Origin of the sequence: Haloarcula sp. CGMCC 1.6347 (assembly GCF_037078395.1) — an archaeon.
Lineage (GTDB): Archaea > Halobacteriota > Halobacteria > Halobacteriales > Haloarculaceae > Haloarcula > Haloarcula amylolytica.
In genome coordinates this window covers 349,146-363,482 of sequence record NZ_JAYMGX010000003.1, presented here as the reverse complement: position 1 = coordinate 363,482, position 14,337 = coordinate 349,146, and the positions used below count along the sequence as shown (strand labels likewise).

Sequence of the window (14,337 nt, the reverse complement as noted above, 5' to 3'; positions counted from 1 at the left end):
TCCCACGCTATTATCGCCTAAGGGCCGCTCAGACCTTAGTTCTTTGAGTCTTCGTGCCACATACGACTTTCGCTATTCCGCTGGTACGCAGGCGGGTGTGAGAACTGCCTGGTGCCGGTGACTTCGCCACCATGATAGGTGAAAATCCCGTTCCGATCTGGGTAATCCGAATTGTTAACGATATACTGGTTCCCGAGCTTTCCGGACTGGTCAACGAGTGAATTACCGTAGTTTATTCCCTCGCCGATATACCACACCGGCGGCTTACGGTCGCTACTCTCAGCGAAGGGATTGTTGTCGATATAATTGTTGTTGTCCCACGGATACACCATCATGGTGTTCCCAGACTTCCGGTACATATTGTCGTCTCGGTCGCTTTCGGATCGGGGGTCGTCCTCCATGTACCAGAGCCATTCGCTCACGTCGTTGTCAGGCTGGACCATCAACTTGAAGACGTTACCGGAAACTTCGGCGCCCTCAGAGCGCTGGTTGACGCCAACACGGAAGGCTTCCAGTGAGCCGTAGAACTGGTTCCCGTTCGACCAGTCGCCCTGTCCGCTGTAATCGTCACCGCTGGCATAGAGGTCGATCGCGATATCGAATCCGTGTATTGTTCCGCTGGCGACCTGCATCGAGCAGGGTTTCGAGCCGCCCAAGAACTGGAGTCCGATGCCCTCTCCGGGAGTCCCCCAGAGATAGGCATTTTCGACGGTTGCGCGGTTCGCCAGTTCGATTTTGTCTGCGTCCGGTGCGCCGACGACGACCTGCGTCGAATTCCAATTGACCGATCGGGTGTCAATGAACGGGTCGATGAGTTGCGTCCCGCGGTACATCTCGATGACGTTGAAGTCACCTTCCGGCATGATCCGAGCGCCGTTACATTCGAGTCGGATGTTACGTTTCAGTTTGATAGTATCCGACGGGAAGTAGTTCTCCCCGGAGACGAGCTTTACAGTTCGGCTCGGTCCCTGTGCCCATGTGTGTGACTTGGACGCTTGATCGATCACGGACTGTACTTCGCCCGGCGGTGCGATGAGCGAACCGTCGTCGGCCTCGGAAACTGAGTCGTCGGACGCACTGAGGCTCCCGACGCGGTTCCAGTTGCTGCCATCGCCAATGTATACCGTGCCGGTATCGGTCGCGAGGAACTTCGACCCCGTCTTCGGTTCGTACTGGCTGATGTTGGACTCAGCGTCCCGGAGTTCGACGTGGCTGTCGAGCTTTTCGAAGTTTTCGTTAAGTGGTACGTGCCAATCGAGCGTGCCCTCCGCGGGTGTGTTGTATCGTTCTGCCATTGTTCTGTTGTATTACTGGGTACCCCCGTACCCACCCATTCCGTAGCCGTCGCTGCCGAAGTCGTCAGTGTCTGACTCCGTCATGGTCTCGGTTTCTGTCGGCGTCTCCGTTTCGGTCGGTGTCTGTGTCGCCGTCTCAGTTTCAGTCGATGTTTCCGTCTCGGCCGCTTCGCGGAATTCGAACCAGTTGAAATCAATGCCGGAGCCAACTGCTTTCACCTGGATGACGTGCTCGCCACCATCCTGGACCGTTACGTCAGGAAGCGTTGCCGTTTCCCAAGTCGTCCAGCCGCCGGTGTTCGGTACATCCACTGTCCCGAGTTGCTCGCCGTCGAGGCTGAACTGCAGTTGCCTGTTGTCTCGTGTCGTCGCGACGCGAACGTCGATGTCGTATGTTCCGGCCGGCACCTCCGCGGTGTATTCGAGCCATTCGCCGTCCTCGAAATACCCAACGTTGTACTTCCCGGAATTGTCCTGCGTTTCCCGGATATCGACGTCGGAGTCCCGATAACCGAGATCGTACTCACTGCCGGCAGTAGTGTCGTGATACGACACGCCCTCGCCGCCCAGGTCGAATGCTTGTGACTGTACCCTGCTAGGAAGCGTCGGGACGCCGTCGAACGGCTGATTCCCGGCGACCTCGAACTCGGCCCAGTTGAAATCGATGCCGGACCCGATAGCTTCGACCCGGAGCACTTGCTGTCCATCGGCATCGATGGTCACGTCCTCAGCTATTGCCGTCTCCCAGGTCGTCCAGCCGCCGGTGTTCGGCACGTCCACCGTTCCAAGTTCTCGGTCGCCCAAGTGGAACCGGAGCTGTCTGTCGTCCTGTGTCGTGGCGACACGGACTTTTAGATCATACTGGCCTGGCGAAACATCAGCCGAGTATTCGAGCCATTCGCCGTCTTCGAAGTAACCGATGTTGTACTCCCCAGAGTCGTCTTGGGTCTGCCGGATGTCGACATCGGTGTCACGGTAACTGGTGTCGTATTCGTTCCCAGCGGTCGTATCGGAGTACGATACTCCTTCGCCACCCGTGTCGTAGTTTTGTGCCTCGATGCGCCCGGGAATCGTTGCTAGAGTCCCATTGTACGGTTTCTGCGCATCGACTCTATCGAATTCAAGCCAATTGAATTCTACACCGGAATCCAGTGCTTCGACGCGAAGCGTCGATTGCTGCTCGGACTCGATTTCGATGTCTTCTACTGTGACTGTCTCCCACGAGGTCCAGTCGCCCGTATTAGGGACAGCGACCGTCGTGAGGGTACGATCTCCAAGAGACAGTTCGAGTCGCCCATCAGAGAGTGCTGACGCCACTCGGACTCTAATATCGTACGTCCCCGGCGAGACATCAGTTGTGTATTCGAGCCACTCTCCGGCCTGAAAGTAGCCGATATTGTACTTTCCTGACTCGTCCTCTGTTGGTCGGATATCAACGTCAGTATCTCGGTTAGCCGAACCGTAGATATTTCCGCTAGACGTGTCGTGGTACGCCTCGCCTTCGCCACCGATGTCGAAGTTCTGGGCCTGAATACGTCCGGGAATTGCCCTGACTGTCCCTTTGTACGGTGACTGAGACTGCGTCGTACTATCCGTCGAAATGGTGAGTGAGTAATCGCCACCGCTTCGACTGACGTCCATGACTTGCAGGTAGTGTGTACTACCGGCTGAGAGTGATTCCGGCAGATACACCGGGACATCTGAACTCGCGTACGCCTGGGAGAGTAATTCACCATCCGGATTGAACAGTCCGACCGCAGCAGCACCTGTGTCTGTACCCGGTGTGAATTTAACCGCTACATTTTCGCTGTCGGGCCTGAACGCAAAGAGATCAGAGGAGCTTGGAGACAGTGTTGTTGAGAGCGGAGAATCGATGCTGAGGCTGCTGACCGAACTTGCCATACTGGTGTCTTCGGCCACCTTCGAAACATCGACTGCGCTGAGTTGTGTCGTAACTGCAGGCTCACCACCGTATCCGAATTTTGCTGCCGATCCTCCTGCGGTAGGATCACCTTTACCGGCGCATCCTGCCAAAGACGCAGCGGCAACACCTGCTAATTTCATGCACGTGCGGCGGTCTATGACGGTTGTTCCCGTCGTACTACTTTTATCTCGCGACACCTCACCACTGTCGTGCGAGCGATTCTGTTCTTCGTTGGTCACACTCCGGTAATCCCTATTTACTATTTTATTCGTTGTTACCGGTTGAATCTTGTTTGCATAACTTGCTGACCATGCGATACTTTCTTGCATACCACATTTGGAACAAATATTATAATCGAAAATGGCAGTTGGGAAACTAATACTCGTTTAGTATGGTAGCATTACGGTATCTTTGTAATGTTAGGAAGGTACTACCATCTGATATCACTCTACTTCGTGACCAGCAGATCCGCTCGATCTGAAAGTCAATCGGCCTAGGTCACCGAGTCCTGTTTCAGAGACCACGACCTCGTCGCTCAAATTCTCTTGTGGTGGCAAGATGTTCAAGCCGTTTGCGAGTAATTTTGTGGTCTCTATCAGTCCTGTCCGATTTACATGCTATTCTCAGCAATGAGTACAAGATGGCTGTCACTCACGTCTGTAGCTGTGAACCATTACAGCCTCTCGGAGTATATTCGGTTCAGCAGCCGTACTATTGGGCTGCTCATAAGATGCGGATTGACATTTGTGAATCACCTCGTGCAATACTTCGGTACTGGCATTTTCGATTGCGATGAATTCTCTCGAAAACAACCTTGTTGCTGGACCTAACGCAGAGTGTATTCAAAGGCGATATTCTCTGGGAAAATGCGTCCCACGCTCCACGCGATATTTCTGAATGAGGCTCTACTTTGGAGCGGTCTATCTCATTCCGCGGTCGGGTCCTCGACTCCGACTCGACACCGACGTTGTAGGGACTCCTTCTCGTTTGCCAGGCACGACAGCGAAATGATGGTGTCAGCGTTCAGGAGAGATGTCTGAAACGAAATGTGGTCGCCCACTGCGATCCCGCTGTAGAGCGTTCTGGACGTCCGGTACTCTATCGTTCCGGTCCGACTGAACACTTTGGGACTGCCGTTGTGGTGGTTTACTGTAATGTGGAAACGTATCGAGTCGTATGTTTCCCGCAGGGAGGTTGCAACCTCAGGTGATATCTCTGCTGGTGACTGCCCAAGCTGTCCCTCGTGTTCGGATGAAACAGTTGTCCCGTCATCGTCAGTGACGGTGATCTCAGTCGTCTCCCCCTCGGCGATGCCGACGAACCGCTTTTGAACTATCTCACCTTGATTCACGAGCAGCAGCTGATCTAACCACCGCCCGACCTGTAAGAACGGGACGACGCCAGCAAGCACTGTTCGTCGCTTCATCGCGCTGTGCTCCTCTTTTCGCCGGGTCGATTGATTTGGATTGTCTGTCTCATTTCGATCACGCCAACGCATCGAATATTGATTCGAGGTTCTGCTTGACTTCCCAATTGAAACTAAACATGAGAGCCAGGGCCAGGGCCACATAGACTCCAATACCAACGAGGACCAACAGGATAAACTCCAATACCGGCGCATTGAGGGTCACCGTCTGATAGACGTAGGCCACTGCGACTGCCATCCCAAGACTCGCCACCAGTGGATACGATACCTCCTTGAGGACTCGAACCGGAGACGCTTCCACGGTCCGGGCGATAAGATAGATGTCGATCGGCATCATCGGGAAAATGTAGATACCCGTAATGAGAGCTGCAGTACCTTCGATTCCATACATCATCGTGACCGGATAGATGAATACAGCAATGAGGGCCACACGTACAGCAGAGAGTTTAGCGATATAGTCCGGTCGCCCGACTGCTTTCCAGACCGGTCCCATCGTCGCACCCATCGAACGCAACAGTCCGTAGATAGCCAACAACTGCATCACTGGTATCATCGGCTGCCATTCGGGGGTAAAAAACGCCTCGACAAACGCGGGTGCGACTGCCGCGATACCCATTGCCGCTGGGAACGAAGCCAATGTGGTCATTCTGAGCGTCTGGAAGTATCCGGACCGCAGCTTCTCGACGTCGTTCTGCACTTTCGAATACGCCGAGAACGTCACACTGGAGATTGTCTGTGTGATTTCGGTCGCCGGCGCGTTCGAGAGCCGGTAGGCGAGCTGGTAAAATCCCAGTGCACTTGCCATGAGCGCCCAGCCGACAAACGCGTCGTCTCCTCTACTGTACAGGAAATACAGGATTGAATTGGCCGTAACCCACTTTCCGAAACTGTAGCGCTTCTTCGCGACATCGATATCGAACGAAGGCCACGGACGGTACCCGTCTGCCAGATACGAGACGAGAAACCGGGCGGCGTCCCCGGCGATAAATCCGATTGCCAGTGCATAGACAGTTGGGTCATACAGAGCTATGCCTACGGTGACGACGAAGTATGCCACCGCGCCGCTGACCCTATACACGAACTCTTTGTGGAAATCTAGACTCTTCTGGAAATAGACGACAGCAGGGTTTCGTAACCCAACAATAAACGGTGAGAGGGCGATGACCCGAAATAGATCGGTCGCCGCAGGTTCGTTGAACAACGACGCAATAAACGGGGCCCCGAGGAACAGAATAACGGCAATTACAGTCCCTCTGGCTGTCTCGATTGTCCAAGCAGTGTTGAGCTCGTCGTCGACGTTGTCCTCCTCGGCCTGTATCAGAGCGGACTTGATTCCCAACTCGGAGAACTTCTTGAGTGAAGAGAGCGTCAACAGCGCGATCCCCATCAACCCGACTGCACGCGGGGACAACAGTGAGGCAACGATGACTAGCAACAACAGTTCTAGTCCCCGTTCTGTGACGTTCATCACACCGACCCACACGCCACTCTTTACGGTTTGCTCCATCACGTCATCACTGGCCGGGAGCAGCCTCTTTATCAACCGTTTCAGTTTATCTAGCATCGCCGTTCGAACTCCCTGTTGCGTGTGTGACGAGCCACAACACTAGGCCGATTGACGGACACCAGTGTGTTCTTCCGACTCAGTACTCGATATTGCTGTGCCTGCATAGACTCTCCGTTGCTACATACTTCGGATACCATCTGTTTGTTATGGGCGGGGTAACTGTGACGCAGCCGCATTATCAGGGCGTATCTTGCCACTCAGTCTCAGTGTGCAACTGTTCGGGGTGTACTGGAATTTATCGATTGTCAGCAGTGAGTACTTGTCCGCTTTCGACCATCGACTCCAGCGGGTTGTCGTCGATTTCTAGTGGGAAATCGACTCGCCCACACCGCCGAGCTGACTCCCAGCACCCGAATATAAGCTCCGTTGCCTGCAGAGCGTTGTCAGCTGAAAGTTCAGGTTCACGACCCGTGTCCAGTGCGTCGACGGTGTCCGCTATGGCACGGTCGATATAGGTTTCAGGTCTCGCGTTTTCTACAGTGGCTCCCGGTATACGAGCGCTGATTTTCTGTTTTGCAGCGTCGAATATTGTCTCGTTGGGACCATGTACGTCCTCTCCCCCAGTGTTGACCGTTGTCCAGTTTTTCCCGGTCCGGACCCGTAGCGGAACCTCACCACCTATTTCTATCATTCCGTCTGAGCCCAGCAACCGCATATGACAGTCGACAATGCCACCGTCCCCTGTCGATGCGAGCCCGTTGACACCGTTCGTATACCGCCATTGCGCGATGGCCTGATTCTCGTTGTGGGCCCCAAACTGCACGTTTTCCTCGCTGTATTCGATCCCAGCCATCACCCATTTCGACATCGCTTGGTCAGTGAAGTACCCACAGAGGTCAAACAGGTGCGACCCGTAATCAAATAGATTTTTTCCACCGAGTTCGATTCGCTCTAATGAGCCTATTTTTCCGTTTTCAAGCAGCGACTTGGCCGTCCGGAACGGCTTTCCGAACCGTCGTTGGTGGTTGAACGTAAGCTGGATTCCGGCCCGCTTACAGGCCGATGCCATTTTCTGACAGTCCTCCCATCTCGTTGCCATCGGCTTTTCACAGTGGATCGCGTCCATTACCCCACTCTCAGCACACGTCATCACGACAGGTGCGTGGATATGGGGCGGAACGCAGACACTGACAATGTCGGGCTCGACAGCAGTGAGCATCTTCTCAGTGTCCGTGTAGACGTTTCCGTCAGGGAGGTTCCATTGTTCTCCGAAATTTCTCGCATTCTCAGGGACGACGTCGGCACAGGCGGTAAGTTCACACGAGTCTAACCGCCTGTACGCGCCTGCGTGCCTATATGCCATTGCGAACCCGTCGGTATCCGGGTCGTCCGGATCTGCACCAGTCCCAATGACTGCGACAGTGTAAGTCATCGATGGAAGGTGGGATAGTAGCCTCAATAGTAGTAACCTCGTACCGATTCATTCAGACAGTCCACGCTGACTGGCTGGTCTACCAATGCTACCGTGACAATATATCTGAAACTCTGGCCTCCTTCTATCAGAGAGGGTGTACGCAGCCATCTCGTGTAGTTTTAGAACACGCACAGTGTATTATATGACTCTTAACTACTGCGATCTTGGCGGATTCCAACCAGGACAATCAGACCACCAGCTAAGCATCTGTTCACTCGTGAACTGACCACGGTCGCTTCTTGATCGAATATATGAAGCCAGCTAAACCAGTTGGCGTTTAATCCCGGGATGCCCCTATTTGTATAGTAGCCGGGTCTCTGTCCAAATCATATGTGATCAATGATAGGATACGCTGCAGCATGGCTGCCGGTATGGCCTGTTTACTAAAACGGTCTCCGTCGTTGGATTCTTGATAACGATGGACCACATTCGTCGCCGACAAAGCGTAGCTACGGTCGCGAGGGGGACTATCTCACCGTACTGATGTCTTCAGATGAAGAGACTAGAACCGTGGAGTCGGAGCAGGCGACCCGACGGACCATTCTATCCCTTGTTGCGACTGGACTCTCGTTCGGAGTTGCAGTGCTTTTGAAGCGGGAGATATTGTATCGTGGGTACGGCGAAGATGGGTATGGTGAACAGGGGTTCGGCGAGTAACTAGTACGGCATATATCACGACTCTCTCTGAGGAAAGAGTTGGGCCAGCAGCTGCTAGTTTGCCTAAATTTAGAACACCGAAGAGACCCAGAGACAGTTAGTCTGACGGTCCCGCGGATTCCGAGGGTCGGTCAATATTAGGTACTTCGCCTCTGTCCTCTTCGTAGTGGGTGTGGTTGAGGAATCCTCGAATACGTCCAGCTGTCTTTGCAACAGTACTGCCCGCTTCTATAACGGTAGCTACCGGCGTTATTCTGACGTAATTCAGCGGGTCAAGTACCTCACAGAAAATATTCTTGAGTTGATCTGCTCGCGAGACGTTACATTTTGACCAGTAGTACGGACTCTTTGTTTCGAGCTTATACTGTTTCTTCCAGTATTCAGTAATAGACGACGCGTACGGATGGTCAACGATGAGTTCGGGATCGTACCGAATATCAAACTCGGCTCTAACTCGCCTGGCGAGTTCCTTTTCCTCGTGACCCCACCCCATCTGTTCGTCCCACCCACCGACCGCCTTGAACACGTCCCTGTGAACGCCCATGTTACAGCCCCAGAAGTGGTTGACGTAGCAAGGATCGTCCCCCCAGTCGTAATGGGTGGTGAAATGGCGAGCAAACACATCATTGACTGGGTGAATGGTTCGACCGGCGTATGCCGCCTCTGTTTCGAGGAGTTCATCCGCTTTTTGAAGATATTCTGGGCGAGGTCGGGAATCATCATCCAGAAATACGATCTTGTCGGTTGTGGCTTGTTTGATCCCCTCATTTCGGGCTCTAGTCACAGGGCTCTCATCACACACGATAACCTCAAAGTCGTCGAACGCGTGCTCTTTGAGGCACTGTATTGCTTCAATCTCATCCCGCGGCTTCAATGTCGCGATAACAACGCTGACCGATACCATTAATTCTTCTATGAAGTAGAACTCCCCTTCAAGACATTAGTATAGGCATCCTGTCATTAGTAGGCAACGCATTCACCTGTCCTACCCTGGCATGGTTGCAATGACTGCCTGTACCCACGATACAACTCCATAGATGAACACCACAAACCCACCCATGGAAACCCAGCGTAGTCGTTTGTGATTTTTTGGGCGGACACCGTCTGGGTTACTGAGTTCGACCGCAAACAGAAAGCCTGCGTAGCTGAGCAGGTAATACAACAACGGGTTCCAACGGCCGATAAATATCATCCCCCCCAACGTCGCCGAGAGCCAGATGATGAAGACTCCCACGAACTGTCGAACCCATCCAGCGCACATAGCCAATCAATACATGGTCTTCCCGTTTTGTTATGCTACTACTAGCGCGTACTATTTGAAGGTGGTTTGGATCTCCTTACAGCGGCAGCCACCGTGTGGTAACTGCCGGCGCACAATCTCTGCCATAGAAAACTGGCAATGAAATGGACAGTATTTCGAAGCCAATGAAGTAACTGACGTTGGGATCCGCCATCAACTCACGATAAATTATATAGCTACGCTCTTGCGAAGTAGATTGTTGATAGCGAGAGCTGCGGCTGAAAGTCGAAGAGGGCAAGGGCACCGCGCCAGCGGTGCCCGATATGTTCCCACTAAGCCGGTTCGTGTCGGAATCGGCTGCAGCGGACCTGCTGCAACAGGTTCGCTGGTGTGATGGCGTTGAGTGCCCCCGCTGCCGTTCTGACCTGACGGTCAGAAACGGCAGCTATCGGGTGTATCAACGGTATTTGTGTAAGAATTGCGGTCGGACATTCAACGACAAGACCGACACGATCTTCGCTCACTCGAAGCTCTCGCTAAAAGAGTGGTACTTCACGATCTACGTGTTCTTACGGTTCAACACAAGCATTCGACAGATTGAGGCGGAACTCGATTGTTCCTACAAAACAGTCAGACGGCGCGTCGAGCGCTTCGTCAGAGCGCTCGACGCGCCTTCGATCACGCTGTCTGGACCGGTCGAAATCGACGAGGTCTACGTCTCTGCTGGCCTCAAAGGCCGCGAGCGCGACCAGGAGTCGCGCTCGCGTGGCCTGTCCACGCGTGGACGAGGATCGTACAGCGGCGACAAACCGCCGGTGTTCACGCTGGTCGATCGTGGCTCGAACGACCGATACGTCGTGCCAGCGAAATCCGCCGACGAATCGACGATCCGACTCCTGCTGGCGAATCACGAACAGGAGTCGCTGACCGTCTATACGGACGGATTTCGGGCCTATGAACCGCTAGAGGAGGACGACGAATTTACCCGCGAATTCGTCGTCCACAGCGACGGTGAATACGCTGACTGTGAAGTACACGTCAACACTTGCGAGAGCCACGCGTCGCTGGCGCGACGGTGGCTCTCGCCCCATCGAGGAATCTCAAAAGACAAGCTAACGCCGTATCTTAGAGCGTTTCAGCTCCGCCGCGAACTCTACAGAAAACCAGGTGACGAAGCACTCAAACATGCTCTCGGTGCCGCCCTCTGAAAATCAACAAAGTGCTTCACAAGAGCGTATATAGCTAACTGATAGGAACTCTCAGTGCCACATCGTCGTGATCCTAGTGGACAGATCTTTTGAGTGAACCTTCGATGTCAGGTTAGTGTAGCCGCTTCTTCTGAAAGGCGCTGTTCTGCAGTCTCCCTGTCTTCAGGATACCCAACGTCGACACGCCACCCGTTGAGACGAACAGCGTCGATCGTTCTTCCGCTGTCCATCAGTAAATCAATGGCATCGCTAAGTTCGTACTCGCCACGGTCAGAGGGCTGAACCAGACTACATGCTTTGAATATTGCTGGCGAAAACGTGTAAAAGCCGGTCATGACCAGGTTTGACGGAGGGTCGTCCGGCTTCTCAACTACATCGGTTATTTCACCATATTTATTCGTCACGCAAACGCCATATCTAGACGCTTCGTCTTCCGGAACCTCCTCTACCAGAAATGCGCAGTCGACACGCTGTTCTCGTTGTCGTTGTACGACTGTGTCGAGGTTTCCTCGAAACACATTATCTCCCAGCATCAACATAAAATCGTCCTCGATTTCCGGTTCGGCCTGTAACAAGGCGTGCGCTAGCCCAGCAGGTTCCTCCTGATGGACGTATGTTATCGGGACGCCGTTATACGAGTTTCCGTAATAGTCGATAATCTGCTCTTTTCGGTATCCGACGACGATAACAAACTCGTCTGCATCAAGTGAAACGAGCTCGTCAAGACAGTGGGTCAGAAGCGGTTTTTCGTCTACCTCAACTAACGCTTTCGGGAGGTCATCAGTCAGCGGCTGAAGTCGTGTGCCCTTCCCGGCCGCGAGAACTACTGCTTTCATCACTCACACGCTTTCCCAGATACCACATTGTAATGCTGCTACTAATCGGCCCTGTCATCGGTGGGTAAACCACTATTCTTTCCGCTGGTAACGTTGTTCAGCTATCGGCGTAGATCTCGAAGCGAATCCGAGTGGATAACGATGAACTCTTCTTCACCGAGTTGTGACTCATGCTCCGGCAAAAATATCAACTGTGAATCAGTCGAAGATTTGACAACAGTTAGTTCTTCCATCTCGTAGCCTAGGTCCGATTCCCAGTCTGGATCTGTCGGTACGTCTTCCCACTCCTCTGAGGACATCATTCAGCCGCCACTCCATTCAAATTTCCCGGTCTTGACAAATTCAATCGCTTGTGTGTAAACCGCGCACTCTGACCCTGGCCCCATAGCCCTACTCTTAGATTAAGACAATCTTTAAATTGTCTCTCTACTGCACTTACATCGAGCATATCTCGGAAAGGTGTAATTACTATATTAAAGATTGCGTCCTTATACCCAGCATCTACACATCATTTATACTCCATTTACTTACCAATCTATCCTACCGTCTCCCCCCAATAATACGGTGAAAACAGACTAATCTCCAATGGTAGGATAAAATTACTCCGACATTCGATGAACTAGACTGGGACATATCACTGTTTTGTGGCATAGCGCGGAGGAGCAGATGAACTGGGTACAGCCTTCGAATTTACTATCGGATCAAGTTCATTCGGAGATTTTTGAGTGTCCCCGTATCAGTGCCTCTCATATATCTGAAATCCATGTTATCTATGTTACTCTCTTTTACCCGTGATCGTTACGCTTGAAGCTCTAAACCGAAAATGCCTCTCAAATGGCGCCACCACGTACTTCAACCCGCATTCAACACTTGAGTAAAAGGCTCAGCTACAACTGCTCCACATACCTTTCGAGTGGTAAGCTCCGCTATGGCGGAATAACACGACTATAACAATACACCCCTGCACATAAGATACTGGTGGAGAGGGCAGTTACCCGACACCCACAACACCGGCCCAATCCTTACCACCCCCCTCAGGGACGCTCGTGCCCTGTTAGTCGCTGTCGACTCGGATCGCTCTCTCCACTTTGATAGTGAGCCGGAACGGCTTCGGTCACACCGTCCTTTCCGGCTCACTCCGGTCTTGACTTTTTAGCTATGACGTGGATTCTAATCCTTTGCTAAGGCTTCGCCGATTCTCCGAACTAATTGTGGATACACTCCAGACGTCCTTAACTTAAACTTAGGTCATCAGAAGTCATTGATGCCCAGCAGACACAGCGAAACTGCATACCAGAATTTGTGACCGAGTAACGGATGTTATGATTGCATTCAGAATCCCCGATAAACACTCCTATAGCCGATATCTGGGTGAGTACTTCTGATAGTTGCAATACCCGGAGGGGTTTTACAACAAAATTCCTAAAGCTCAACACTAGTATACCCCGGACATCGACAACTGGCAAGCGTCTATAGTAGCGATTGGATCAATGCACACCTGCTCGCACGACGGCAGTGCGATCAGTGTGTACATCGTTTCAATTGTTACTATAGAAGTAGCCGACTACCTCAAATATGAACTCAATTACTAAACTGTAACAGTTACACGTAGCGGTGTATGCCGGAACATATCTCCGACAGCGAAATGGAACGGATTTCGGAATTCGCGAGCACTCCGATGTACAAACGGTCGCCCGATCAGTTACTGCCGGACGGTGCGGCCGACGACGAAGAATAACATACCCTTGGGGGGTATTTTCGGTCAGCGCATAGTTCAGCTCACGGCTCGCCGATCTCGAAGGTCTTGTTGTTTTCCCCTCGCCGCCTGGAGACTGCGTGAACAATAGAAAGCACGAGAAATGAACTAATGACGACTAGTCCGATAACTAATGGACTGATTGCACTGAGCGGCGACACACCGACAATTGCTGCGAGGAGTAAAATGGCGTTCAACAGGGCTACGGCCCCATAGTACTGATACCATTTAGAATCATTATCACTATTGCTGATGAATGGTTCAACCTCCGGAGCATCCTCTCGAAGAGCAATCTCGCCCGTATCGGCGTCGTACGTTATTAGCCCTGCCTCTTGAAGCTTCGGAGCATGGGTCTGATACAGCGAGACGTACACCCGCTTTCGCGCCTGCGAGGAGAGTTCTTCGACGGTTGTGTCGTTCTCCCACGCAGCCAACTCCTCAGCTAAGTCGGTTAGCTGGACTGGCTCCTTTTGCTGGCGTAGATAGTAAAGGGTATATCGACGCCTCGAACTGCTGAGGATATCGAACATTTGGTCGCGTGAGAGCTCTGGTTCTTCCTCTACCATCGGTTCACTCATGACCTCGATTGCTGCATTGGTTTGTGTTCAGGCCGCGAGAGCCACATATATACACGAAACCCGGGGTACCGTTTTGTTACACCCCCGTTACCTTCTAATTCCTGAGTAAGAAATAGCTACTTGTATCGCACACCGTACTCCCGTTCTTCACCGACTGACCACAGTCTGTATATAATCCCTCAGTTTGTGACATCCGGAATCATTTGGCGTACTACATGACTCAATCACAATGACCTGCAATAAATAAAAATAAGTCTGCATGTGAAAACGCAGTACAGTGTGTTATTGTTCGGCTCGGTACAAGTCTCTGTTTCATTACTGCGAAACTCCGAACCTTTTCGTATTAGTTTAGATACATATATTAGTACTACGCTATCGAATTCCAGTGAGGATAGACAGAAACTACATAGCATCCTATTAATAACATATCATGAAC

Annotated in this window: 9 protein-coding genes; 1 reads left to right on the top strand and 8 read right to left on the bottom strand. The window is 52.3% G+C overall.

Going from position 1 to position 14,337, the window contains the following annotated elements:
* Positions 1–35: 35 nt before the first annotated feature.
* From VI340_RS17650 to VI340_RS17625, 6 genes are all read right to left on the bottom strand, one after another.
* A complete protein-coding gene (locus VI340_RS17650) occupies positions 36–1,295 on the bottom strand; it encodes a hypothetical protein (protein WP_008311664.1) in 1,260 nt (419 codons plus the stop codon).
* Positions 1,296–1,307: 12 nt separating this feature from the next.
* Positions 1,308–2,936 (bottom strand): carbohydrate-binding domain-containing protein, encoded by a 1,629-nt coding sequence (locus VI340_RS17645; RefSeq protein WP_008311662.1) that lies wholly within the window; start codon positions 2,934–2,936, stop codon positions 1,308–1,310.
* A gap of 1,208 nt (positions 2,937–4,144) precedes the next feature.
* Positions 4,145–4,645 carry a hypothetical protein gene (locus VI340_RS17640; protein WP_336358862.1) on the bottom strand — a complete coding sequence of 167 codons (501 nt, stop codon included), beginning with the start codon at positions 4,643–4,645 and terminating at the stop codon, positions 4,145–4,147.
* Between the two features lie 58 nt (positions 4,646–4,703).
* A complete protein-coding gene (locus tag VI340_RS17635; protein ID WP_008311658.1) occupies positions 4,704–6,209 on the bottom strand; it encodes a lipopolysaccharide biosynthesis protein in 1,506 nt (501 codons plus the stop codon).
* Between the two features lie 238 nt (positions 6,210–6,447).
* Positions 6,448–7,584, bottom strand: coding sequence for a Gfo/Idh/MocA family protein (locus VI340_RS17630; RefSeq protein WP_336358861.1), 1,137 nt, complete (start codon positions 7,582–7,584; stop codon positions 6,448–6,450).
* A gap of 796 nt (positions 7,585–8,380) precedes the next feature.
* Positions 8,381–9,187, bottom strand: coding sequence for a glycosyltransferase family 2 protein (locus VI340_RS17625; protein WP_336330192.1), 807 nt, complete (start codon positions 9,185–9,187; stop codon positions 8,381–8,383).
* A 659-nt stretch (positions 9,188–9,846) separates the two neighbouring features.
* Here VI340_RS17625 and VI340_RS17620 point away from each other — a divergent pair.
* Positions 9,847–10,731 carry an IS1595 family transposase gene (locus VI340_RS17620; RefSeq protein WP_336358860.1) on the top strand — a complete coding sequence of 295 codons (885 nt, stop codon included), beginning with the start codon at positions 9,847–9,849 and terminating at the stop codon, positions 10,729–10,731.
* Positions 10,732–10,838: 107 nt separating this feature from the next.
* Here the strand turns inward: VI340_RS17620 and aglF are convergent, their stop codons facing one another.
* Entirely contained in the window at positions 10,839–11,567 is a 729-nt protein-coding gene (gene aglF, locus VI340_RS17615; protein ID WP_336358859.1) for a UTP--glucose-1-phosphate uridylyltransferase AglF, read from the bottom strand.
* A gap of 1,779 nt (positions 11,568–13,346) precedes the next feature.
* A complete protein-coding gene (locus VI340_RS17610; RefSeq protein WP_008312046.1) occupies positions 13,347–13,889 on the bottom strand; it encodes a DUF7344 domain-containing protein in 543 nt (180 codons plus the stop codon).
* Positions 13,890–14,337 lie beyond the last annotated feature (448 nt).

Coding starts and splice junctions, on each gene's coding strand:
- VI340_RS17650 (WP_008311664.1), bottom strand. CDS start 1,295: ATGGCAGAACGATACAACACACCCGCGGAGGGCACGCTCGATTGGCAC.
- VI340_RS17645 (WP_008311662.1), bottom strand. CDS start 2,936: ATGGACGTCAGTCGAAGCGGTGGCGATTACTCACTCACCATTTCGACG.
- VI340_RS17640 (WP_336358862.1), bottom strand. CDS start 4,645: ATGAAGCGACGAACAGTGCTTGCTGGCGTCGTCCCGTTCTTACAGGTC.
- VI340_RS17635 (WP_008311658.1), bottom strand. CDS start 6,209: ATGCTAGATAAACTGAAACGGTTGATAAAGAGGCTGCTCCCGGCCAGT.
- VI340_RS17630 (WP_336358861.1), bottom strand. CDS start 7,584: ATGACTTACACTGTCGCAGTCATTGGGACTGGTGCAGATCCGGACGAC.
- VI340_RS17625 (WP_336330192.1), bottom strand. CDS start 9,187: ATGGTATCGGTCAGCGTTGTTATCGCGACATTGAAGCCGCGGGATGAG.
- VI340_RS17620 (WP_336358860.1), top strand. CDS start 9,847: ATGTTCCCACTAAGCCGGTTCGTGTCGGAATCGGCTGCAGCGGACCTG.
- aglF (WP_336358859.1), bottom strand. CDS start 11,567: ATGAAAGCAGTAGTTCTCGCGGCCGGGAAGGGCACACGACTTCAGCCG.
- VI340_RS17610 (WP_008312046.1), bottom strand. CDS start 13,889: ATGGTAGAGGAAGAACCAGAGCTCTCACGCGACCAAATGTTCGATATC.